Genomic DNA, 24,071 nt, shown 5'->3' on the forward strand with positions numbered 1-24,071 from the left:
ACACCACCGCAAAGCTGCGGTGGCAAAGAGGGCGCCAGCGAGACGATCTCGGCAGGGCAGCGCGACGATGAGCAGGCGAAGTGATTCAAAACGATAGAAAGTGAAACGTCGGAGCGAGCCGCGACCCAGCCCGCCGGAGGCGACCGATCGCTGCGGCCGAGACCGGCGTAGCGCAGCAACAGCCACGCCTCGGTGCCGTGGCAACGGTATCGGTGAGGAAGTATCGACAATGTGCACAGGGGCAGCACTCACTCATTTGAGGGGTGCTACCGCAAGGCCTGCGTCAGTTCCGAGGACCGGAGGGCCACCCGGGCGACGCCCCGCGCTGCGCGCCCGTGGCGCACCACGAAGGGCAGCCCCACACACGCCTCTTACCTGGGCACTCACCTATTCAGGGGGCCCCGGCTACGGGGTGCCGCACTGATAATTGGTTAACACTTGGCGACACCCGGCGCCACGCCGGCCACGGCCATCCACAAGGTTGCCGGTGTACCCCCCGGTGAGACACACAGCTGAATGCGGTGAGGCCGCGGTCCTGGCCGCGGCCTCTGCCATGGAGAAACACAAGAAATGCAAGATGACGGAGTAGGGGATGCGCGCTCGAAGCGGGGCGCCGCAGCAGGGACACCACCGGCCTTGGCCGAATGGCTGCACGCGGCCGCCCGCCGCGCGCCCGAGCAGCCGGCACTCGAGTCGCCGCAGGGCGTGCTGAGCTATGCGGAACTGCTCGCCTCCGTCACATCGCTCTCGTCGCGGCTGAAACAAGCCGGCATCGGGCCGGGCGAACGTGTGGCCATCGCCGCCACGCGCGCGCCCGAGACCATCGTCGCCATCCTGGCCACGGTCGACGCGGGCGTGGCCTATGTGCCACTCGATCTCGCCTATCCGGACGACCGGCTGCAGTCGATGCTGGCCGATGCGCAGCCACGCGTGGTGCTCGGCGAGCCCGGCGCGCTGGCCGAACTGCAAGCGCGCGTCGGCGCCCTGCCCGGCCTCGACCAGCCGGCCGCCCCGGCACCGCTGCCGCATGCGGCCGAGCCCGACCTCTGCTACGTGTTGTTCACGTCAGGCTCCACCGGCAAGCCCAAGGGCGTGGCCATGGGCGCGCTGCCGCTGCAGCACCTGATCGCGTGGCATGCGGCCCATCCCCGCCTCGGGCAGCCCGCGCGCACGCTGCAGTTCGCGCCGCTGTCCTTCGACGTGCACTTCCAGGAGATCTTCTCCACGCTGGCCTGCGGCGGCACGCTGGTGCTGCTGCCCGATGCCCAGCGCCGCGACCCGCAGCAGTTGCACCGCGCGCTCATCACGGCACGGGTGCAACGCATGTTTCTGCCCTATGTCGCGTTGCAGATGCTGGCCGAAGCCTCGCGCGAACAGGTGCCGCCCGATCTGCTCGACGTGATCAGCGCCGGCGAACAGCTGCAGGTCACCCCGGCCATCCGCGCCTTGTTCGCGCAGCTGCCGGCCGCCGTGCTGCACAACCACTACGGGCCGACCGAGAGCCACGTCGTGACCGCGCATGAGCTCGAAGGCCCGGCCGAATCGTGGCCCCAGATCCCGCCGATCGGGCGCGCCCTGCCCCATGTCCGGCTGGCCCTGCGCAATGCCAACAGCCAGCGGCCGACCAAGGCCGGCCGTGGCGAGCTGCTGCTCGGCGGCGAAACCCTCGCCCACGGCTACCTCGGCCAAGCCGACCTCAGCGCCGAGCGCTTTCGCGACGATCTGCCCGGCCTGCCCGGCCGCTGGTACGTCAGCGGCGACCTGGTCGAGCGTGGGCCGCATGGCGTCTGGACCTACCTCGGCCGCGCCGACCAGCAACTCAAGGTGGACGGCTTCCGCATCGAGCCGGGCGAGATCGAGCTGGCCCTGATGACCCACCCGGCGGTGCGCGACGCCGTGGTGACCGCGCCCGAGTTGCCGGGCATCGGCCGCCAGCTGGTCGCCCACGTGGTGCCGCGTGAAGCTGGCGCAGCGTCGGACGCCACCGCCTTCGCCGGCGTCTTGCGCGAGCACCTGCGCGGCAGCCTGCCCGAGTACATGCTGCCGGTGCGCTATGTGTGCCTCGAGCGACTGCCGACCACGCCGAGCGGCAAGATCGACCGGCGCAACCTGCCGCTGCCGACGCCCGACGCCCGCCTGCAGGCCGGCACCGACGACGTCCCGGCACTGATGCAGGCCCTGTGGCAAGAACTGCTGGGCCTGCCGCACATCGACGAACACGCCAACCTGTTCGAGCTGGGGGCGAAGTCGCTGCTGGTGCTGCGCTTTGTCACCCGGCTGCGCGAGGCGGGCGTGCGCAACGTGTCGGTCGCCGACGTCTACGACCGTCCCACGCTGGCCGGCCTGTGTGCGGTGGTGCGCGGCGCTGATGCATCGAAGCCAAAGCGGGCGCGGCGCCCCGCATCGGACAGCGACGGCATCGCCATCGTCGGCATGGCGGTGCGCGCCGCCGACGCACCCGACGTCGACGGGTTCTGGCAACACCTGATGGAGCAGCGCGAGGGCATCCGGCGTTTCGCCGACCACGAGCTCGACGCCTCGGTGCCGGCCGAATTGCGCAGCCGCCCCAACTTCGTCGCCGCCCGCGGCGTGTTGGCCGACGCCGACCGCTTCGACGCCGCCTTCTTCGGCATCTCGGCCCGCGAAGCCACGGTGCTCGACCCGCAGCAGCGATTGTTTCTCGAGCTGTGCTGGAGCGCGCTGGAACATGCCGCCATCGACCCCGCCCGCGGCGATCTGCGCGTGGGCGTGTACGCCGGCGTGGCCAACAATAGCTACATCGGCGCGCTGCGCGCCGAGCAGCCCGAACTGGTGCAGCAGTTCGGCGAGTTCGCCACCATGCTGGCGAGCGAGAAAGACTATGTAGCCACCCGCGTGGCCAACCGGCTCAACCTCAACGGCCCGGCCGTCAGCGTGCACACCGCCTGCTCGACGGGCCTGGTCGCGGTGGCCCAGGCGTGGCACGCACTGTCAGCCGGGCTGGCCGACGTGGCACTCGCTGGCGGCGCCACCGTCATCGTGCCGCAGGCCGGTGGCTATCTGCATGTCGAAGGCGGCATGGAATCGGCCGACGGCCGTTGCCGTCCCTTCGATGCCGACGCAAGCGGCACGGTGTTCGCCAGCGCCGGCGGCGTGGTGGTGCTCAAGCGCCTGGAAGACGCGCTGGCCGAGGGCGACACGGTGTATGCCGTGATCCGCGGCGTCGGTCTCAACAACGACGGCGGCGACAAGGCCAGCTTCACCGCCCCCAGCGTGAACGGCCAGGCCGGTGCGGTGCGCATGGCGCTCGACCATGCGGGGCTCAACGCCCGCTCGATCGGCTATGTCGAGGCGCACGGCACCGGCACGCCGCTGGGCGATCCGATCGAGATTGCGGCGCTGACGCGCGCCTGGCGCAGCGACACGGCCGACACCCAGTACTGCGGCATCGGCTCGCTGAAGAGCAACCTCGGCCACACCGTCGCCGCGTCGGGCGTGTTGGGCCTGATCAAGGCCGCGCTGGCCCTGCACCACGAAACCATCCCGGCCACGCTGCACTTCCAGCGCCCCAACCCGGAAATCGACTTCGCCAACAGCCCGTTTCGCGTGGTTGCCGAGACGACCGCCTGGCCGCGCGGCGCCGAGCCTCGTCGTGCCGCCGTCAGCTCCTATGGCGTCGGTGGCACCAATGCCCATCTGGTGATCGAAGAAGCACCGCTGCGGCCGCTGCCCGCCGCCACGGAAGATCCGGCCGACGCCGGCCGTTTGCACCTGCTGCCACTGTCGGCCCGCAGCCCGCAGGCAGTGCTGCAACGCGCCCGCGACCTCGCCGACCATCTACAGCAGCAGCAGCCCGGGCTGCGGCTCGAAGATGTGGCCGCGACGCTGATGCGCGGCCGCCAGCCGATGCCGCACCGCGTCGCCGTGGTCGCAGCCGATGTGAGCAGCGCGGTCAGCGCCTTGCGGGCGCTCAACGGCAGCCGCCAGGCCAGCGGCCGCCCGCGCCTGGTGTATCTGTTCCCCGGCCAGGGGTCGCAACACCCGGGCATGGCGCGCCGTCTCTATGACGAAGCGCCCGCTTTCCGCGTCGCGCTCGACCGCTGCCTGGCCGCCGCGACACCGACGCTGGCCGCCAACCTGCGGGCCTGGCTGCTCGACGCTGACCCGGCGGATGCGAAGGCGAGCGAGTCGCTGGCACGCACGCAACATGCGCAGCCCGCGCTGTTCTGTGTCTCGTATGCGCTCGCCAGCTGGCTCGACAGCCTCGGGCTGCAGCCCGACGCGATGATCGGCCACAGCGTCGGCGAATACGCGGCCGCCTGCATCGCCGGCGTCTTTACGCCCGAACAGGCCATGGCCGCCGTGGTGGCCCGCGGCAAGGCGATGGCCGCGCAGCCGCCGGGGGCCATGCTGGCCGTGCGGGCCGGCGCCGACAAGGTGTCCGCATCGCTGCCGCCCGGGGTTGAGATCGCTGGCTATAACGCGCCCGAGCTGACCGTGGTGGCCGGCGCTTTCGACGCCATCGACGCTTATGCGAGCCAGCTCGAAGCCGACGCCATCGGCGTCACGCGGCTGCATGTCTCGCACGCCTTCCACAGTGCCGCGATGGCCGGCGCTTTGCCGCGCGTGGCCGACGCCTTGCGCGGCCTTGCACCGAGCGCGCCGACGCTGCGGCTTTATTCGTGTGTCACCGGCGAGCCGCTGCGCGCCGAGCAGGCCACTGACCCCGAGTATTGGGCCAGCCAGGTCCGCGCCCCGGTGCAGTTCAGCCGCGCCGTGGCGGCCGAAGCCGCGGCCGGCGACAACCTCGTGTTTGTCGAAGTCGGCCCGAGCCAGGCCCTGACCGCCCTGCTGCGTCAGCACCGCACCCCGGCCGGCCAGGTGCCGCACATCGTGCCGCTGCTCGGCCCCGCCCGCGCGCCCGGCGACCCGGCGGTGGCCGCCCTGTCCGGCGTCGGCGCCCTGTGGTGCGCCGGCGTCGAGGTGGCGTGGCCGGTGGCCGCACACGCCCGCCGGCTGGCCTTGCCGACCTATCCCTTCGCCGGCGAGCGCCATTGGTTCGCCCGCCGTGCCCCGGTCAGCGCTGCAGGCGCACCCGCCGTCGCGGCTCCGGCCGCGCCCGTGACCGTCCCCTCTTCCGCTGCGATCGCCCCCACCATGAGCCGACTTCCCCGCCTTGCCCAGGAACTCACGCGCATCCTCAGCGACGTCTCCGGCCTGAGCGCCGACGAGCTGAACGCGGCCTCGAGTTTCGTCGACCAGGGCCTCGACTCGCTGTCCCTGACGCAGGCCACGCTGGAGCTGGAGCGCGTGTTCGGCCTCAAGCTGCGCTTTCGGCGCCTGCTCGAAGACCTCGACACGCTCGACAAGCTGGTCGAATTCCTCGACGCGCAACTGCCGGCGGGCCAGTTCGCGCCCGAGGCGCCGGCCGCCGCGCCGGCTCCCGCCGCGACGACGGCACTGCCCGGCGTCGGCGGGCCAGGGCCGGCAGCCTTGCCGGTGAATACCGATGCAGCCGGCATGTCCGGCCTGCAGTGGGTGATCCAACAGCAGATGCAGTTGATGGCGCAACAGCTGTCGGTGCTGTCCGGCCAGGCCCTCGCGGCGCCTCAGCTGGCCATGCCCGTCCCCGCCGCGGCCGCTGCCCAGCCGGCGGCCGCACCCGCCAGCGCGGAGCCGGCCCAGCCCTCGATCAAGGCGCTGGTCGAACAGCCCTTCGGCGCCTCGGCCCGCATCACGCTGCAACCGCAGCTCGACTTCACGCCCGCCCAGCGCCACTGGCTCGACGAGTTCACCACCCGCTACAACGCCCGCACCGGCCAGTCGAAGGCCTACAGCCAGCAGCATCGCAAGCTGATGGCTGACCCGCGCGTCGTGACCGGCTTCAACCCGCTCTGGAAAGACCTGGTCTATCCGCTGGTGGTCAACCGCTCCAAAGGCGCGCGGCTGTGGGACCTGGACGGCAATGAATACATCGACCTGCTGTCGTGCTTCGGCGCCAACCTGCTGGGCTACCAACCCGAGGCCGTGGTGCAGGCCATGGCCGAGCAGCTGCAGCAAGGCATCGAGGTGGGACCGCAACATCCGCTGGCCGGCGAGGTCGCGCAGCTGATCTCCGACTTCACCGGCATGGAGCGCGTGGCCTTCTGCAACACCGGCTCGGAAGCGGTGATGGGCGCGATGCGCATCGCGCGTACGGTGACCGGCCGCAAGACCATCGCGATCTTCACCAACTCCTACCACGGCATCTTCGACGAAGTCATCGTGCGTGGCACCAAGCAGCTGCGTTCGCTGTCGGCCGCGCCCGGCATCCTGGCCAGCGCGGTCGAGAACGTGCTGGTGCTCGACTACGCCAGCGACGAGTCGCTGCGGGTGCTGCGCGAGCGTGGCCACGAGCTGGCCGCGATCATGATCGAGCCGATCCAGAACAAGCTGCCCACGCTGCAGCCGCGCGGCTTCGTGCAGTCGCTGCGCGAGATCTGCGATGCCAAGGGCTGCGCGCTGATCTTCGACGAGGTCGTCACCGGCTTCCGCGTCGCGCCCGGCGGCGCGCAGGAGTTCTACGGCGTGCGCGCCGACCTCGCCACCTACGGCAAGGTGATCGGCGGCGGCCTGCCGTTCGCCGCCATCGCCGGCAGCAGCCGCTGGCTCGACGCGCTCGACGGCGGCGATTGGCAATACGGCGACACGTCCTACCCCGAAGCGGGCGTCACCTATTTCGCCGGCACCTTCGTGCGCCATCCGCTCGCGCTGGCCGCCGCGCGCGCCGCGCTGCTGCACCTCAAGCGCGGCGGCAGCGGCTTCTACCGCCAGCTCAACGAACGCACCCAGCACCTGGTCGAGCGTCTCAACACGGCCTTCGCGGTGCGCGGGGCGCCGGTCAAGGCCGTCCATTGCGCGTCGATCTGGCGTTTGCAGTGGGACGACAACCAGAAGCACGTCAGCCTGTTCTACTACCTGGCGCGCCACCGCGGGCTGCATCTGTACGAACAGTTCGGCCACTTCGTCACCGAAGCGATGGGCGAGGCCGAGACCGACCGCATCTTCGAGGTCTTCACCGAAGCACTCGACGAACTGATGGCGCTCGGTTTCATCCTGCCACGCGAAGGCACGCCGCCGTCGCCGCCGTCCGGGGGCGGTGGGCAGCCGGCCACGGGTGCGCCGAATGACGGGCCGCTCTCGCCCGGGCAGACCGAACGCTGGTTGGCCGCCGGTTTCGACACCAACGCACGGCGGGCCCTCAACGAGTCGTTCTGCGTCAGCTTGGCCGGCCCCGTCGACCTGCCGGCACTGAAGGCGGCGCTGCAGGACGTGCTGACCCGCCACCAGGCCTTCCGCATCCGCTTCGACATCGACCAGCCGCGCCAGACGCTGGCCCCGGCCGCAGCGGTGCCGGTGCAGGAGGTCGACCTGCGCAGCGAGGCCGATGCCGACGCCGCGCTCGACGCGTTCTGCACCGAGGCGAGCGGCCGCGATTTCCCGCTCGGCACCGCGCCGCTAGCCGCCTGCAGCCTGCTGTTCCTGTCGGACGGCCGGGTGGTGGTGCACTTGGTGGCCAGCCACCTCGTGTTCGACGGCTGGGCCTCCAGTGTCTTCAATGCCGAACTCGCAACGGCCTACCGTGCCCGCAGCCACGGCATCGCCCCGGTGCTGCCACCGGCCGAATCACCGCTGCTGTTCGCACGCCAGGAACTGGAGCGCATGGAGGGCCCGGCCGGCCAGGCCTGTTTGCGCTATTGGCAAGAGGTGCTGCGCCACCCGCCGGCACGGCTGGAGCTGGGCGACCGCACAGCGCCGAGCCCGCGCCGTTATGCCGCCGACACCGAGCGCTGGCGTATCGAGGGCGAGCTGTACACACGCTTGCGCCAGCAGGCACGCCGCAACGGCACGACGCTGTTCCAACTGCTGCTCGGCGCCGTCACGCTGATGCTGCAGCGCCAGAGCGGGCAGGACGAGTTCCTCGTCAGCATCCCCTACGCCAGCCAGAGCCAGGAACGCCGCGGCCCGCTGATGGCCGACGGCGTGCTCGACCTGCCCTTGCGCCTGGGCGTGCAGGCCGGCGACACGCCGTCGCGCCTGGTCAAGCGGGTGCGCGAACAGTTGCTCGACGCGCTCGAGCAACCGCTGATGACCCAGGGCACCGTCGCCCGCGCACTCGGCCTGCGCAGCGCCGGCGACCGGCCGGCCCTCACCGGCGTGTACTTCAACCTCAACCCCAAGGTCGATCTGTCGGCCTTCGCGCCACTGCGCGCGGCCCTGCACGAAGGCCGCAAGCGCGGCACGCTGGGCGAGCTGTTCTTCAACTTCTACGAACTCGACGACGCGCTGTCGCTCGACCTGCACTACAGCACCGAGTTCTTCAGCCCGCAACGCGCGTCGGCCCTGGTGGCCGCACTGCTGGACGCCTGCGAACGTGTCGTGGCCGACCCCGACCTGCCGCTGCAGGCCGAGGCCGCAGCGCCGGTGGCCGCTGCACCGCAGCCCAAGGCGAGCGTGCAGGCGCCCCAGCCTGTCGTTGTCGCCGCGGTCCCCGCGGCCCCCACGGCCACCGCCAGCACGCCGACCGCCCCTGCCCCGGCCCCCGGCGCACGCCAGATCGATCCCCGTCTGCTGGCCTGGAACGCCACCGAGGCCCCGCTTGCCGAGCGTCCTCGTGTCGAGCAATGGATCGCCGAGCAGGCCGCTCGCACGCCGGACGAGATCGCCGTGGTCGCCCGCGGCCGCCAGCTCAGCTACCGCGAACTCGACCGCCGCGCCAACCGCTATGCCCACCTGCTGCAGGGTGAAGGCATCGGCCCCGGCGACCGTGTCGGCCTGTGCTTGAGCCGCGGGCCCGAGCTGCTGCCGGCCCTGCTGGGCGTGCTCAAGGCGGGTGCCGCCTATGTGCCGCTCGACCCCGGTTTCCCGCGCGAGCGGCTGCACTACATGGCCGAGGACGCCGGGCTGGCGCTGGTGATCACCGAGTCGGCCCACGCCGAACTGGCCGGCGTGCCGCGCGAGCAGCAGCTGCGCATCGACGAAGACGTCGCCCGCATCGACGCGGAGCCCGACCATCAGCTGCCGCTGCCGACCGACCTGCCGGCCGACGCCACCGCCTACGTCATCTACACCTCCGGCTCGACCGGCAAACCGAAGGGCGTGGTGCTGCCGCAGCGCGCCGTGTGCAACTTCCTCGCCAGCATGCAGCGCGAGCCGGGGCTGGCGGCGCGAGACCGACTGCTGGCCGTGACCACGCTGTCGTTCGACATCGCGGTGCTGGAACTGCTGCTGCCGCTCACCGTCGGCGCCCGCGTCGTCATCGCGCAGCGCGACGACGCGATGGACGGCGAGGTGCTGGCCCGCTTGATCGCCGAGCACGGCATCACCGTGATGCAGGCCACCCCCACCACCTGGCACATGCTGCTGGACGCCGGCTGGACACCGCCCACCGGCTTCCGCACCTTGTGTGGCGGCGAACCGCTGCCGCCGTCGCTGGCCGCGCGCCTGCTGGCGCAGAAGGTGGCGCTGTGGAATCTGTATGGGCCGACCGAAACCACCGTGTGGTCGACCTTGTCGCGCATCACCGACCCGCAGCAGCGCATCACCGTCGGCCGGCCGATCGACAACACCCAGGTCTGGATCCTCGACGAGCACATGGCGCCTTGCGCCGTCGGTGCCGAAGGCGAGATCTGCATCGGTGGCGCCGGCGTCGCGAGTGGCTATTTCAAGCGCCCCGAGTTGAGCGCCGAGCGGTTCGTCGCCGACCCGTTCAACCCACACGACCCCGACGCCCGCCTCTACCGCACCGGCGACCTGGGCCGCTGGCGTGAGGACGGCACGATCGAACACCTGGGCCGCCTCGACTTCCAGGTCAAGATCCGCGGCTACCGCATCGAGCTGGGCGAGATCGAAGCCCGTTTGGCCGCCCTGCCCGGCGTGGCCCGCAGTGTCGTCGTGGCGCGCGAGGACAGCCCGGGCGACGTGCGCCTGGTGGCCTACTTCGTGCCCCAGGCCGGCGCCACGCCCGAGCCAGCCGCGCTGCGCGAAGCGCTGCGCGCAGGCCTGCCCGACTACATGCTGCCGCAGTATGTGGTGCCGCTCGACACCTTCCCGCTGCTGCCCAACGGCAAGATCGACCGCAAGTCGCTGCCGGCGCCCAGCGTGCCGGCGCCCGACACCTCGCGGTCCGTCGAGCCCCCGCGCAACGATCTGGAGCGCACCATTGCCGCCGCGATGCAGGCCGTGCTGAAGCTGCCCGCCGTGGGCCTGCACGACGACTTCTTCTCGCTCGGCGGCCACTCGCTGCTGGCGGCGCGCCTGGTGGGTCAGCTCAACCGCGAACTCGGCTTGCAGCTGAACCTGCGGGTGCTGTTCGAATCGCCCAGCGTCGAGAAGCTGTCGCAGGCCATCGAGCAGCAACGCGGCAGCCAGCAGGCCGCACCCCAGCGGGCCCCGCTGGTGAAGCGCGCCGACCAGAGCCGTGCGCCGCTGACGCTGATGCAGGAGCGCATTCGCTTCATCGAGGAAATGCGCCCCGGCCAGGTGATGTACAACGCGCCGTCGTGCCACCGCTTGCGCGGGCCGATGGACCTGCAGGCCTTCGACCGCGCCTTCGGCGAAATGGTCCGGCGACACAGCGCCTTGCGCACGGCCATCGTGCGCACGCCCGAAGGTCATGTGCAGCAGGTGCACGACGACGTGGCCGTCAGCCTGCTGCCGCTGGAAGACCTCACCACACTGCCAGCGGGCGAGCGCGAATGCCAGTTGCTCGACCGTCTCGAAGCACTGACGGCCCACACCTTCGCGCTCGACCAGGCGCCCTTGTTCACCGCCCGGCTGTTCCGGCTGGCGGACGACCACCACGTGCTGTTCTTCATGCCGCACCACATCGTCTGGGACGGCTGGTCGTTCGACATCCTCTACACCGAAATGTCGGCGCTGTACGACGCTTACCGCAACGGCCAAACGCCGACGCTGCCGGAGCCGCCGTTCAGCTACGGCGACTTCGCCGAGTGGCACGGGCAGTGGTTGCGCAGCGACGAGATGCAGCAACAGCTGAACTACTGGAAGCAGCAGTTCGACCGCCTGCCGCCGTCGCACGAGCCGCCCGCCGACAAGCCGCGCCAGCTGGCCCACACCAACCGCGGTGAGACCGCCTGGCTGCAGCTGAACACCGCACAGGCCGAGCGCGTGCGCGAACTCGCCAAGCAGACCGGCTCGACGCTCAGCATCGTCGCGTTGTCGGTCTATGCCGCGATGATGTCGCAATGGCTGGGCGACCCCCACCCCGCCATCGGCATGCCCGTGCGGGGCCGTCCGCTGCCCGAGCTGGAAAGCGTGATGGGCTTCTTCAACAACATGCTGCCGCTGCGGCCGACGGTGCAGACCGGGCTGTCGGCGCTCGACTGGATCAAGGCCACCCGCCACACCGTGGTCGAGGCCTTCGCCCACCAGGACGTGCCCTTCGAGCTGCTCGCGCAGCAACTCGAATCGCGCCAGCAAGGCGCTCGCGGCCGCCTGTACCAGGTGATGTTCTCGTTCCAGGACGCGCGCCAGCGGCAAGACCATTGGGGCCCGTTGGCACACGAGCGCATCAAGGTGATGCAAAAGGGTGCCACCGAAGACATCAACCTGTGGCTGGTCGAAGTGCCCGGCGGCATCGAAGGCGGCGTGCAATACAACGCCGAGCTGTTCCTGCAAAGCACGGCCGAATGGCTGCGCGACCGCTTCCTGGCCCTGCTCGAGCGTTTCGTCGAGCAGCCCGGCCGCCCGGTCGCCGAGCTGCTGGCCGACGTCTCGGCCGACACCCCGACCGAACCGGCCGGCTCGCCCAGCCCCGCGGTCGACACCGTTGCCGCGGTGACCACACTGCAAAGCTGGCTGTCGGCACAGCCCGACGCGCCGGCCTTGCGCAGCGCCGAGCGCTCGTTGCGCTACGCCGAGCTGCAGCAGCTCGTCAGCGCCACGGTGGAACGGCTGCCGCAAGGTGATGCGGCCCCGCGCGCCATCGGCATCTGCATCGCCGACCCGGTGGCCTCGGCCGTCGCCGCACTCGCCGCCCTGAGCAGCGGCGCCCGCTGCCTGGTCGTCGACCCCCACGGCACGGCGCCGACCCTGCGCGCGACGCTGGCCGCCGGCGAGGTGGACTGCGTGATCAGCGACGAGAGCTTCCGCATCCATGTCCCCGCGCCGCTGGCCTGGCTCGACGCGAAGACCCTGCCGGGCCATGTGCCCGCGGCCACGCTGCCCAAGCTGCCGCGCCAGGACTACACCGGCGCGGCCGAGACGCCGCGTCGCGCGGTGTCGGTCGAGCAATACGTGGGCGCAGCGCAGCAACTCGGCGCGGTGCTGACGCTGTCGGCCGGCACCACGGTGCTGGCGCTCGAAGGCGCCCCGCGCTCGCACCAGTTGTTCGACCTGTGTCTGGCGCTGGCGTGCGGCGGCGATTGCCTGATCACCGCCGACAATCCGCAGGCGGTGCCGCCGTCGCTGCTGGCCCGCACGCCCACACTGCTGATGGCCGGTGGCCCCACCTGGTGCCGCTGGCTGGACGCGCGACCGGGCACACCGCTGCCCACCGTGGCCTTGCTCGACGCGGCCGAAGCCTCGCCGCGGCTGGTCGCCGAACTGCGCCAGGCGGGGTGCACCCCCTGGGCCTTCCTGCGGGCCGACGACACCGGTGTGCCGGTCAGCGCCGGCGTGCTGGAGGCCGACGACCCGGGCCACGCCGGGGCGCTGCTGCTGTCGGGCCTGCAGATCGTCGACGCCGACGGCCAGCCGGTGCCTCCTGGCCGCGGTGGGCGACTGAAAACCGCTGCCTCCGGCGCGGCCGGGCAGCGCCAGGCGCGTTGGCGTTCAGACGGACGGCTGCAGGTGGTCGCCGACGACGAGTGTTTGCAGATCGACGGCTGGGCGGTGCAGCGCACCGGCCTCGCCCAGGCGCTCGGCGGGCTGCCCGGGGTCGGCAGCGTCGAGGTGTCGCTGGTCGAGCCGCGGCCGGGCGACCGGCGCTTGCGGGTGCAGGCCACGCCGGCAAGCGGTTCGACGCTCGACGTCGCCGCCCTGACCACCACGCTCAAGCAAGGCCTGCCGCAGCGTCTGGGTGCCGCCGTCGAGATCCAACTCGCCGCGGCACCGGCGGCTGCCAAAGCGGCCGGTGCGAACGGCGCCTCGGCGTCCGGCGGCGACACGCTGACCGACGCCCAGCGCGCGGTGGCGGAGGTTTGGTCCGAGTTGCTGCGTGTGTCGCGCATCGAGCCGAAGGACAACTTCTTCGACCTCGGCGGCACGTCGCTGCTGGCGATGCAGGCCGTGGCCCGGCTGGAGCAGCGCTTCCGGCGTCCTGTCAATGCGCGGCGTTATGTCTTCGAGACCCTGGCTCAACTCGCCACCGCCTACGAGGGTGGTACCGAGCCGGCGGCGGCCGTCGTCGCCGCGCCGGAGGGCAAGGCCGCGCCGGCCACCACCAGCCCCCGCCCGGCGAAAGGTGTGCTGGGTCGGTTGACCGGCTGGTTGCCGCGCCGCACGGCACCCAAGGCGGCCGAGCCGGACGCGGCAGACCGTTCCTCATGAAGCCCGCACGTCGATCGACATCCGTCGCACCGACACCGGTGCGGCGACCGGCTTGCATCGCAGTGCGCAGCACGGAGGTGATCCAATGAGCGTTGAAGTGCTGCGGTTCGCCGGCCCTGCCCGCGAGGTGGTGGGCGTGCTGCAACGCCCCGAAGGCACCGTCGAGGGTCGGCCCGCCTTCTTGTTGTGCAAGCCGTTCGGCCAGGAGGCGGTGCGCACCAATCAGATGTTCCAGGCGCTGGCCCAACGGTTGTGCCGCGAGGGCTGTACCGTGCTGCGCTTCGACTACCACGGCACTGGCGACGCCCCCGGGGACGGCGCCGACCAGACGCTGGCCGGCTGGACCGCCGACACACTGGCCGCGTGGGAACAGCTCGAAGCCTACGCCGGCGCGGCGCCCGTGCACCTGTTCGGGGTCGGCCTCGGGGCCACGCTGGCCGCGCTGGCGGCGGTGCAACGCCCCCATGCCGCCGCCCGCGTGGTGCTGTGGGAACCGGTGCTCGAAGGCCCCGCCTATCTGCAAGCGCTGCTCGAGGCGCACCGGCGTGAGGTGGCACGCGAACTTCAAACCCCGTGGCGGCGGTTGCGGCGCGAGAACCGCGTGCCCGAACCCACCCTGCCCGGCTCTGTGATCGGCTTCGACATGGGGCCGACCCTCACGCGCGAGATCGAGGCGCTGCGCCCCGAGGTGCTGCGCCGGGTCGCGGTCCGGCAACAGCCGCTGCTGATCGCCTTGCGTGACGACCAGCGCCGCGGGCTGGCGGTGGGCGCCCTGCCCGATGCCGAGTTGCTGTCCATCGAGGAGACGATCGACTGGATGTCTGGCGATGCCCGCGGCACCGCCATCGTGCCGCGCCAGATCCAGACCGTGCTGCTCGCCGGCCTGACCGGCGCCGCCGAGGCGGAAGCCGCCGCCATCACGGCCACGGTCGCGGCGGCCGTGGCCGCCGCCGTCACCGCTGCAGAAACGCCATGAAAGAAGAGACCCTCGTCTTCGGCCCCGAACGCAATCTCGTCGGCACCTTCACCCACCCCGCCGCCGACGTGCCGGCACGTGACGACCTGATGGTGCTGCTGAGCAACGCCGGCGTGATCCCGCGTATCGGCCCGCACCGCATCAACGTCAAGCTGGCACGCCAGTTCGCATCGCTCGGCCTGCCGACACTGCGCTTCGACACCAACGGGCTGGGCGACAGTGCCCGATCGAGCTCGACCTTGCCGGTGGCCGAACAGTTCGTCGCCGACACGCGCAGCGCGATGGACGCGGCCGAGGCCCGTTTCGGACGCCGACATTTCCTGATGGTGGGCATGTGCTCGGGGGCGGACATCGCACATCTGACGGCGCTCGAAGACGTGCGCCTGAAGGGCATCGTGATGTTCGATTCCTATGTCTATCCGACCCGCAAGACGGCATGGCTGCGCCGCTGGCATCTGCTGCGCAACGCCGGCGTGCTCGGGGCGGTGGGCAAGGTGCTGGTGCGCGCCTTGCGCCTGCTGTGGCCCAGGCGCGCCGGCAGCAGCGCTGCAGGGGCGCCCCGGCCCTCGGCGGCGGTCGGCATCTTCGGGCGCAGCAGCGTGCCGTCTCGCGACGAGTTCGCCGAGCGCCTGAAACGTTTGGTCGAACGCCAGGTGCAGTTGCATTTCATCTTCTCGGGTGGCGAGCCGGGCGCCTACAACTACCACCGCCAGTTCCACGACACCTTCGGCCGCTACGGCCTGGTGGACCGGGTAGGCTACGAGTTCCTGCGCGAGTGCGACCACGTGCTGACGCTGCCGCAAGCGCAAGACCTGTTCATCCGCACCGTGATGCAATGGTTGCGAAACAAGATCCTGATCGAATCGCAGAACTGGTCGAGCTGAGCGCCGAGCTGGCCTGGCCGCCGCTGCGCCTGTGGCTGGCGAGGCTCGACGCGACACCCGATGCCGCACGGCTGGCCTGTTTGTCCGAGGCCGAGCGACAACGTGCGGCCCGGTTCGTCTTCGAGCGCGACCGGCGCCGCTACCTGGCGGCCCACTGCCTGCTGCGCGAGGTGCTCGCCGAGCAGTGCGACCAGGCGCCACAGGCGCTGCAGTTTCGGCAAGGCATCCACGGCAAGCCCTCGCTCGAGGCCGGCCACCCGCTGGCCTTCAACCTCAGCCACAGCGGCGACCTGGCGGCCATCGTGGTCGGCCCGGACGGCGAACTGGGGGTGGACATCGAAATCGTCCGCCCGATGTCCGACGTGCTGTCGCTGGCGCAGCACAACTTCACGGCCGGTGAGAACCAGGAATTGCGCGACACCGACCCGGCCCGTCGCGAACTCGCCTTCCTGTGGGGCTGGACGCGCAAGGAGGCCTGCTTGAAGGCGCTGGGCAGTGGTTTGAGCCTCTCGCCCGTGACCTTCCATGCCGGCCTGGCCCCGCTGCCGCGGACCGTCGAACTGCCCGGCCCCGAAGGACCGGCCCTCGCCGCGCTGCGGTCGTTGCGGTGCGAGGGCGCCTTGCTGTCGGTGGCCTGGATGGCCGCGTCCGGTACGTCGCCGCCAGAGACCACACCGGCGGCAGCCCCCCCACAATCCGGGCCCCTGCATTGAGGGGGGTCCGGCGTGGAAAGCACGCCCCCACCGCTATAGTGCGCCGCGGGGGGCAGCAGGCCCGGTGACCAGGGCGGGATCACGCCGCAGGACCGGCGGGCCGCTGGCAGCGGCGGGCGCGAGCACGGCGCAAGGCCGCGATGCAGGCTCTCCCGGCGTCGCGGCGGTCCGATCAGGACCGTCGGCGTGCGGCGGTGGCGGGCGTGAACGCCCGCGATGCACATCCTTCAACAAGACGACAAGTTCGAGTCGATGCTCATTTGGACCTTGGCAAGCACGTGGGGCGTACCGGACCTTCTTCCGCTGTCGACTGCCAGCTGCTCGGCGAAGCCGACGGCGGCCCGGCCGACGGCCTGCCTGCCCGCTACGCGCGCGCCCAAGCTCGCACGCCGTCGCGCCACACCGCCTTCGGGGCGGCCACGCGTGGCCGCGGCCCGGCGATCGGCATGAGGGAGATCGTGCGCGCCGCCGCCGCGCGGCTCTACCGCCTCGGCGCTCGCAGCACCTACCCGGGGGGCTGCGGTTCGCGCCTGCCCATCTTGATGTACCACCGTGTGGTGGCCCGCAAAGACCCGCTGCTCAACGACGTGCCCGACGCCGCCACGCTGGCCGACCAGTTGCGGGCACTGTCGCAGGCGTTCACGGTGCTGCCGCTCGAGGAAGCGGTGGAGCGTCTGCAGGCCGGCACCTTGCCGCCCCGGGCGGCGTGCATCACCTTCGACGACGGGTACCGCGACAACTACGAGCTCGCGCTGCCCTTGCTCCAGCAGTTCAAGCTCACCGCCACCTTCTTCGTCTCAACCGGCTTCCTCGACGGCGGGCGCATGTTCAACGACACCGTGCTCGAAAGCGTGCGGCGCCTCGGCGCCCACCAGCGCATCGACCTCGGCGAGATCGGCCTGGGCCAGCGCAGCGTCAGCGACGCCGCATCGCGCATCGCGCTGGCCGACGACATCGTGGCGGCGATCAAATACCTGCCGCTCGAGCGGCGTGAAGAGGTCTGCGCCTCGCTGGCCGGCCAAGTGGACACGCCCTTGCCCGACGACCTGATGATGACGTCCGACCAGGTGCGCGCCATGGCGCGTGCGGGCATGACGATCGGCGGACACACCCGCCACCATCCCATCCTGGCGCGCATGGACCGCGACGCCGCCGCCCTCGAGATCATGGCCAACCGCGATGCCTTGACCTCCTTGCTGGGCGCCGCACCGAACTGTTTTGCCTATCCCAACGGCAAGCCCAACGCCGACTACACTGCCGAGCACATGGAGCTGGTACGCCAGGCCGGCTACCGCTGCGCCGTCTCGACCGCATGGGGGGTCGCCACGCACGAGATGAACCGCTACCAGCTGCCGCGCTTCGGCCCGCCCGACCGTCATCCCGGCGTGTTCGTGGCGCGTTTGATGCGCATGTCGTTCCACCACCGCCCCGAACTCGTGGCCTTCCCGCATGACGAGCCGTCGTCCCCACGGCCGGTCTCGGCACCCTGAGTCTGCCCCGCACTCTTCCTCTGACAACATGGCCGTCCTGGGTATCAGCCTCGAGCCTCCCTTCGATCCCCGCAGCTGGTCGGGCTCCTCCAAGTTCTTCTTCGAATCGCTGCGCGAGCGCGGCGTGCTGCACGACGCGCGCCAGGTGCGCCTGTCGGCCACCCGCGAGCGTCTGCTGCAGCTGGCGGCCATCAGCTGGCCGCGTGAGCGCTGGCGCAGCCGCTACAACGCCAGCCCGGCCCGCTTCCAGGCACTGAGCGAGCAGGCGCAAGCCGAGATCCGCCGCTGCCGCGAGGCCACCGCGGTGGTGCAGATCGGCGCGCGCCTGCGTTGTGCGCAGCCCGACACGACCACGCAACCCCCGGTGTTCGGCTATCACGACGGCAACGCGGCCCTGCGCTACCGCTATTACGACCAGGGCTTGCTGGCCGATCGCTCGCGCGACGACCACCTGCGCTGGGAAGCGGCGGTGTATCAAGGCATGCGCGGCATCTTCGTGATGAGCGCCTGGCTCGCCTCGTCGTTCATGAAAGACTTCGGCATCCCGGCCAGCCAACTGCATGTGGTCGGCGCCGGCATCAACTTCCCCCAGTTGCCGACCCTGCCGCCGAAGCAGGCCGCCGGCCCGCACTTTCTCTTCGTCGGCCGCGAATTCAAGCGCAAGGGCGGCGATCACCTGCTGGCCGCCTTCGCACAAGTGCGCCGGCAACTGCCCGAAGCCCGGTTGACCATCGTCGGGCCCGACGTGCCGGCCCAGGTCGACCCCGGGGTCACCTTCGCCGGTTTCCTGTCCAAGTCGGACCCTGCGCAAGCGGCCCAACTGCGCACGCTGTTCGAGCAGGCCACGGCCCTGGTGCTGCCGTCGGTCTATGAACCGTTCGGCATTTCCTTGCTGGAAGGCATGGCCTATGGCATGCCGTGTATCGCGGTCGACCGCTGCGCGATGCCCGAGATCGTCGCGCATGGGCAGACGGGCTTGATCGCCGCCGCGGAAGATCCGGCCTCGCTGGCCGCCGCGATGCTCGAACTCGGCTCGCAACCGGCGTTGGCCGAACGTATGGGCCAGGCCGGGCGCCAACGGGTGGAACAGCAGTTCACCTGGTCGGCGGTGGCCGGCCGGGTGCACGACGTGTTGCGAGACCAGTACCGGGTCTGCGCATGACACACCTACTGTCGACCTCTCCTGCGCCGGCCGCCGTGAAAGCTGCGATGTGTTTCAGGGCCGGGGCCGGCCCTGCCTCTGCGGGCGGCGCCTCGGCCGCCGCCTCTTCTGTGTCGGCTGCCCAGGAGTCGCGGCGATGAGTGAGCGTTTCGGCGGCAAGGCGGTGTTCCGCTCCGCCCTGCTGATCACCGGCTCGACCTACGTCGCGTACGCGGCCGGGCTGGTCACCAACATGATCATCGCGCGTGGCCTGGGTCCCGCCGACTTCGGGCGCTACTCCTATCTGGTGTGGCTGTCCGGGCTGTTGGTGGTGTTCATGAACAACGGCCTGACCACCTCGGCCATCCGCTTCATCTCGGAATGCATGGGGCGCGAAGACGCCCCTGCGGCGCGCAAGCTGCACCGGTGGTTTGCGGCGCGCCACTGGGCTGCCTGCGCGGTGGTGGGCGGAGTGTTTCTGGCCGCGCTGCCGTGGGTCAAGCCGGCCGGCTGGGACGGCCATCTGCTGACCTTCGCCGCGGTCGCGCTGGCGGCAGCCCTGGCGCGCGCCTGGTATCTGTTCGGGGTCTCGGTCGCCAAGGGGCATGGCCTGTTCGGGCTGGAGGCCGCCAGCGTCAGCCTGCTGGCGGTGGCCAACCTGGTCGCTGCGGGCATCGGCTTGCTGGCCGGCGCCCACCTGCTCGGCTTCCTGCTGATCTTCGTGCTGCACAGCCTCGCGCACCCGCTGGTGATTGCCAGGTGGTCACGCAAGGCCGGCGTGCAGGCCGACCCCGGTGAGAGCGATCCCGCCTTGCTCGCCCGCGTGCGGCCGCACCTGTACTGGACGGTGGTGCTGACTTTTGCCGCAGCCCTCAGCAACAAATCGGTCGAGACCTTCTTGCTGAACTCGCTGGTCGGGCCCGAGGCGGTCGGCTTCTTCACGATTGCCGCGGCTTTGACCCGCGGCGGTGTCGACCTGTTGTCGTCGGGGCTCACCACCATCCTGATGCCCACCATGGCGCATGCCTACGGTGCCGGGGGCGTGGAGCGGGTCAGCCGCATCACCTCGGACGCGGCGCGCTACTTCCAGTACCTCGGCCTGTTGCTGGCCGGCGTCGGCGCGTTCTGGGCCGCGCCGGCGATCCAGATCATGTACGGCCCGAAGTTCGCCGAAGCCGCCTTGCTGCTCGAGGTGATGGTCGTCGTCGGCGGGCTGACGCTGACACAAGGCACCTTCGGTGCGTTGCTGTCGACCACCGACAACCAGCGCGTGCGAGCGGGCGTGGCCGTCTTCTCGGTCGTGTTCTCAGCGGTCACGGCGCTGCTGCTGGTGCCGCGCTTCGGCATCATCGGCGCGGTTGTGGCGCATGCCATCTCCAGTGTCGTGGTGTTGGTCGTCGTCGCGCTGCTGGTGGTGCGCACCCTGAAGATCCAATTGCCCCTGGCCGATGTCGGGCGCATGCTGCTCGCCGCCGCCGGCGGTGCGGCCCTCGCACTGCCGATCGCCCTGTTGGCCCCCGGCCTGCTCGGGCGTTTGGCCGCGGGGGTGGTGTACGCGGTGGCCTACATCGCGTGTTCGCTGTTCCTGCGTGTCTGGTACACGCGCGACATGGCCGTGATCGGTTCGGTCGCGCAACGCATCACCTTCTTGCGCGGCGTCCCGGCGTTGCTCGAGCGCTGGAGCCGCCCGGCCTGACGCCGACGCCGCGGCCGATGCCATGCCGCGCGACGGCATGGCATCGAGGGCGTGAAGGCGGTCATGCGGCTGGGGCTCACATTGCCCACCCGCGCACGGCGTTGCCCTGATCGTCGCCTCGCCCTGCCCGGCGTGGGGCGTCACCGCAGCTGACTGCCCCTTACTTCGATGGGTCGACACGATGGCGCCGCGGGAGGTCCTGCGCCATGCTTGGGAGGCAGTCGCTGCTGCTGCTGCTGCTTCCACCCACAAGGAGATGCCATGGCCGTGATCGAAGGATCGGACGCGGACGACACCCTGTCGGACGACAACGTCGAGCAGTCTTCATGGTTCAACTCGAACTGGTCATCCGGTGAGGACGTGATGTCCGGCGGCCTCGGGAACGACTTGTACTTCGTCAATTCAGCCGGCGACGCGGTGGTCGAAGGCGCCGCTCAAGGCAATGACATGGTGGTCTCGCGCCTGCAAAACTACTGGCTGCCGGATCACGTCGAGCATTTGCAACTCGATGACACACGCATCGAACCGGAGCCCTCGCCCGGGGACAAGCCGACATGGCCCGCGGCCCTCGAGGGCTACGGCAACGTGCTCGACAACGACCTGCAGGGCAATGCCAACGACAACTTCCTGCGCGGCGGCGGCGGCGACGATCGGCTGTACGGTGGCAAGGGCGACGACGTGCTGCTCGGCGATGCCGGGGACGATGAGCTGGTGGCGACGGACAACGACCGTGCTGGCGCCGCCACGCAAGGCAGCCTGGCCTCGGGCGACGACGAGCTGGCGGCCGCACAAGCCACGATCCGCATCGAGCTGCTGTTCGGGGGTGACGGCGACGACACGCTCGACGCCCGCGGCGCCAACGCCTTGCTGGTCGGTGGCCGAGGGCACGACGTCTACCGCATCGTCGGTGACGGGCGCGAGCGGCTCGTCGAAGCGGTCCGAGATGCCGGCATCGACAGCGTCTATTCCCAGTCGAGCTACACCCTGCGGGACGGCTTCGAACACCTGACGCTGGCAGAAGCGCCGGCCGCGCGCGACGGCAGGGGCAACGGGCTCGACAACGTCCTCACCGGCAACAGCGCCGCAAACCGGCTGACCGGCCTGGCCGGCGACGACACGCTGTGGGGCGGCCAAGGGAACGACACCCTCAACGGCGGCGGCGGCGACGACCGGCTCGACGGCGCGGCCGGCAGTGACCGGCTCACGGGCGGTGCTGGGGGTGACCGCTTCGTCTTCGGCAGCCTGCAGGCAGGCGAGGCCGACACGGTCGCCGACTTCTCGCACGACGACGACCGCCTGGTGCTGCTGGACACGCTCGACGCGCAGTTGCCGTTGCCGCGGGTCTCCGGCCTGCAGGGCCTGATCTTCATCGGCGGGAATGTCGAAGGCAACCCGCTGTCCACCGGCTGGTTCTTCAAGGGGGAAGGCTGGACCGGGCAAGAGGGGCTCAAGCTCAGCGGCCTCTACGTCAACACGCTCGACGGTGCGCTTTGGTACAACCCCACCGGCCTGGAGGCGGACGACGCGGCCTTGCTGGGGTACGTGAGCGTCAGTGCGGCCGGCAGCCTGGAGGCGACGGACATCGTCTTCGGGGGCTGAAACGCCGCACCGCGCCATGCGCGGTGCGAAAGCGGATGGCGGCGTTCGATGCGGCGTACCTTGAAAGAAGGCTGCCTGGCATGGGCTGCTCCGCCAGCGAAGGCCGTGTGCCTTGCATGCCGCCGCGCAAGGCGGCGTGCAAGGTCGGACGGCGCCCGCTTCAGCGCTCGAGCGCGCCCAGGTCGCTGCCGCTGCCGTTGACGGAGCGCGGCTTGGGCAGATAGACCCGGTCCAGCTGGAAGCCGACCGGGAAGCCCGTGGCGGCGACGGGCGCCGATTGGCCGACGTCCAACACCGGGCTGCCGGCCTTCGGCAGCATCGTGGCCAGGTCAACCGGCGGGGTGGTGCCGGTGATCAGGTTGGCCACGCCGTTGAGCTTGCCGCCCACGGTGTGCCACGGGCCGGCGTCGCTCCAGCGTGCGTCGATCCAGTTGCGGCCCAGGTTCAGGATGCCACCCGACGGGATGCCGGGGGCGTTGTCCTGCTTCTCGCGCATGCGCGGGTACTTGATCCCCGGATCGAACATGAACACGTTGTTCCAGACCTCGGCCGTCTCTTCGGTGGTCGACAGCTGGAACAGCACCGCATAGTCGTCGCCGGTCACGTGCACCGTGTTGTTGAAGAAATACAGCGTGCCTTTGCGGTAGCTGGCTTCGTTGCCGGCATGGTCGCCACCGTAGTGGATCGTGGTGCCGGTGCGGCCGTCCTTGACGATCTGGTTGCCATAGACCCAGCTGCTGCGGTAGGTCGGGTCGAGCTTGGCGGTCTCGGCATAGTCTTCGGTCTCGACCAGGTCGATCGAGTGGGCACCGCCTTCGATGCGGTTGTAGCGGATCACCGGGCCGACCGACCGGTCCTTCAGCGCGTTGCCAAGTGCGCCTGCGCGCATGGGGCCGTAGCGGTTGAACTCGTAGACGACGTTGGCGCTCTGCACGTAGGTGGTGTGGATCAAATAGTCACCCACCACGCCGTTGCCGTGCATGTAGTTGCCGGCGATGCGCAGGTTGCGCGTCACGCTGAACTCGCCCTTGCCCTGGCCCATCCACTCGTCGCTGGACCGGCTGAAGATGGCCTGGGTGCAGTCGGTGATCTCATTGTTCGCGATCACGATGTTGTGGCCGCGCTCGACCCAAACGCAGGCGCCGAACTCCACATACGGTTGGCGCTCGCCGTTGGAGTTGGTGAAGCTGTAGTACGGATGCGCGCCGCGGATCTTCAGCCCGTCGATCTGGATGTGCTTGGGGTAGGCCTCCCACAGCTGCGGCTGCAGGCGGTGGATGGTCACCACGGAACGCTGTTCGAACAAGGGATGCGCGTACTTCAAGCCACGCCGCGTCACCGCGTCCTTGCCATCGACCACCGGACGTTCCCCGTTCGGACCCGGCACGCCACACACGCGCACCGGTGCATCGGCGCGGCCCTGTGCGTTGATCATGATCTTGCCGCGGTAGGGCACCTCAGCCCAGAAGATGCGCACCGTGTCGCCGGCGGCGAGGCTTTCCCAGGGCACGTCCGCCAGGGTCCGCAACTGCCCGGCACCCGGGCCGACCTGGAAGTCGCGGCCCTTGCCGGAGGGCTCGCAAGCGCTCAGCGACAGCGCGGCGGGTGCCGTGGGTGGTGGCGGAGGAGGCTTGGACGCGGCGGGCGGCGTCGGAGCTGCTGCCGGCGGTTTGCTCGAGCCGGGCGCCGGTGTCTGCGTGGTCGGGCTGGAAGCGCCGGTGCTCGGCACCTGCGCCACCTCCTGCGACGGCGATGGGGCGGCGGTGGCCCCTGGTTCCGGCGCGGCGTCGCCGCTGTTGCCCCCACCGCATCCGGCCAGACCTGCACTCAGGCAGATCCAACCCGCGACGACCCATTCCCAACGCAGCGCAATGCTCATGCCTGTTCTCGCTTATCGTTTCTTGTTTGGCCGCTGTCCAACAGGCAGCGGCGCAACCGGCACGGCGGTCGTACAACCCGCCCCCAACCGGTCGGCATGCGAGACTCGGCGCGGCACACAGCGTCCTAAGACGTGCACCTGCCCGGGCCACCCCCACCGACCG

9 protein-coding genes are annotated in these 24,071 nt (G+C 70.6%); 8 read left to right on the top strand and 1 reads right to left on the bottom strand.

Annotated elements, in window-relative coordinates; genetic code table 11:
* Positions 1–570 precede the first annotated feature (570 nt).
* From AAW51_RS31160 to AAW51_RS15910, 8 genes are all read left to right on the top strand, one after another.
* Positions 571–13,530 (top strand): hybrid non-ribosomal peptide synthetase/type I polyketide synthase, encoded by a 12,960-nt coding sequence (locus AAW51_RS31160; protein WP_083438332.1) that lies wholly within the window; start codon positions 571–573, stop codon positions 13,528–13,530.
* Positions 13,531–13,615: 85 nt separating this feature from the next.
* A complete protein-coding gene (locus AAW51_RS15880; protein WP_053013627.1) occupies positions 13,616–14,506 on the top strand; it encodes a serine aminopeptidase domain-containing protein in 891 nt (296 codons plus the stop codon).
* Complete coding sequence (locus AAW51_RS29990; protein WP_047195383.1) at positions 14,503–15,390, top strand: serine aminopeptidase domain-containing protein; 888 nt, start codon at positions 14,503–14,505, stop codon at positions 15,388–15,390. Before AAW51_RS15880 ends, AAW51_RS29990 begins: the two co-directional genes overlap by 4 nt.
* Positions 15,342–16,103 carry a 4'-phosphopantetheinyl transferase family protein gene (locus AAW51_RS15890; protein WP_053013629.1) on the top strand — a complete coding sequence of 254 codons (762 nt, stop codon included), beginning with the start codon at positions 15,342–15,344 and terminating at the stop codon, positions 16,101–16,103. Before AAW51_RS29990 ends, AAW51_RS15890 begins: the two co-directional genes overlap by 49 nt.
* Before the next feature lie 260 nt (positions 16,104–16,363).
* Positions 16,364–17,593, top strand: a complete 1,230-nt coding sequence (locus tag AAW51_RS15895) for a polysaccharide deacetylase family protein (protein ID WP_238947608.1) — start codon at positions 16,364–16,366, stop codon at positions 17,591–17,593.
* 28 nt (positions 17,594–17,621) lie between these two features.
* Complete coding sequence (locus tag AAW51_RS15900) at positions 17,622–18,755, top strand: glycosyltransferase family 4 protein (RefSeq protein WP_053013631.1); 1,134 nt, start codon at positions 17,622–17,624, stop codon at positions 18,753–18,755.
* 136 nt (positions 18,756–18,891) lie between these two features.
* Positions 18,892–20,430: an oligosaccharide flippase family protein gene (locus tag AAW51_RS15905; RefSeq protein ID WP_047195384.1), complete on the top strand. Its 1,539-nt coding sequence runs from the start codon at positions 18,892–18,894 to the stop codon at positions 20,428–20,430.
* A gap of 261 nt (positions 20,431–20,691) precedes the next feature.
* Positions 20,692–22,029 (top strand): calcium-binding protein, encoded by a 1,338-nt coding sequence (locus AAW51_RS15910; RefSeq protein ID WP_053013632.1) that lies wholly within the window; start codon positions 20,692–20,694, stop codon positions 22,027–22,029.
* Positions 22,030–22,189: 160 nt separating this feature from the next.
* On the opposite strand, the gene AAW51_RS28245 is transcribed toward AAW51_RS15910, so the two are convergent.
* Entirely contained in the window at positions 22,190–23,908 is a 1,719-nt protein-coding gene (locus AAW51_RS28245; protein ID WP_053013633.1) for a right-handed parallel beta-helix repeat-containing protein, read from the bottom strand.
* Positions 23,909–24,071: the final 163 nt, after the last annotated feature.

The organism is Caldimonas brevitalea (assembly GCF_001017435.1).
Lineage (GTDB): Bacteria > Pseudomonadota > Gammaproteobacteria > Burkholderiales > Burkholderiaceae_C > Caldimonas > Caldimonas brevitalea.

Bases quoted from the DNA above. Each gene is read 5' to 3' on its own strand.
- AAW51_RS31160 (WP_083438332.1), top strand. From the start codon at position 571: ATGCAAGATGACGGAGTAGGGGATGCGCGCTCGAAGCGGGGCGCCGCA.
- AAW51_RS15880 (WP_053013627.1), top strand. From the start codon at position 13,616: ATGAGCGTTGAAGTGCTGCGGTTCGCCGGCCCTGCCCGCGAGGTGGTG.
- AAW51_RS29990 (WP_047195383.1), top strand. From the start codon at position 14,503: ATGAAAGAAGAGACCCTCGTCTTCGGCCCCGAACGCAATCTCGTCGGC.
- AAW51_RS15890 (WP_053013629.1), top strand. From the start codon at position 15,342: ATGGTTGCGAAACAAGATCCTGATCGAATCGCAGAACTGGTCGAGCTG.
- AAW51_RS15900 (WP_053013631.1), top strand. From the start codon at position 17,622: ATGGCCGTCCTGGGTATCAGCCTCGAGCCTCCCTTCGATCCCCGCAGC.
- AAW51_RS15905 (WP_047195384.1), top strand. From the start codon at position 18,892: ATGAGTGAGCGTTTCGGCGGCAAGGCGGTGTTCCGCTCCGCCCTGCTG.
- AAW51_RS15910 (WP_053013632.1), top strand. From the start codon at position 20,692: ATGGCCGTGATCGAAGGATCGGACGCGGACGACACCCTGTCGGACGAC.
- AAW51_RS28245 (WP_053013633.1), bottom strand. From the start codon at position 23,908: ATGAGCATTGCGCTGCGTTGGGAATGGGTCGTCGCGGGTTGGATCTGC.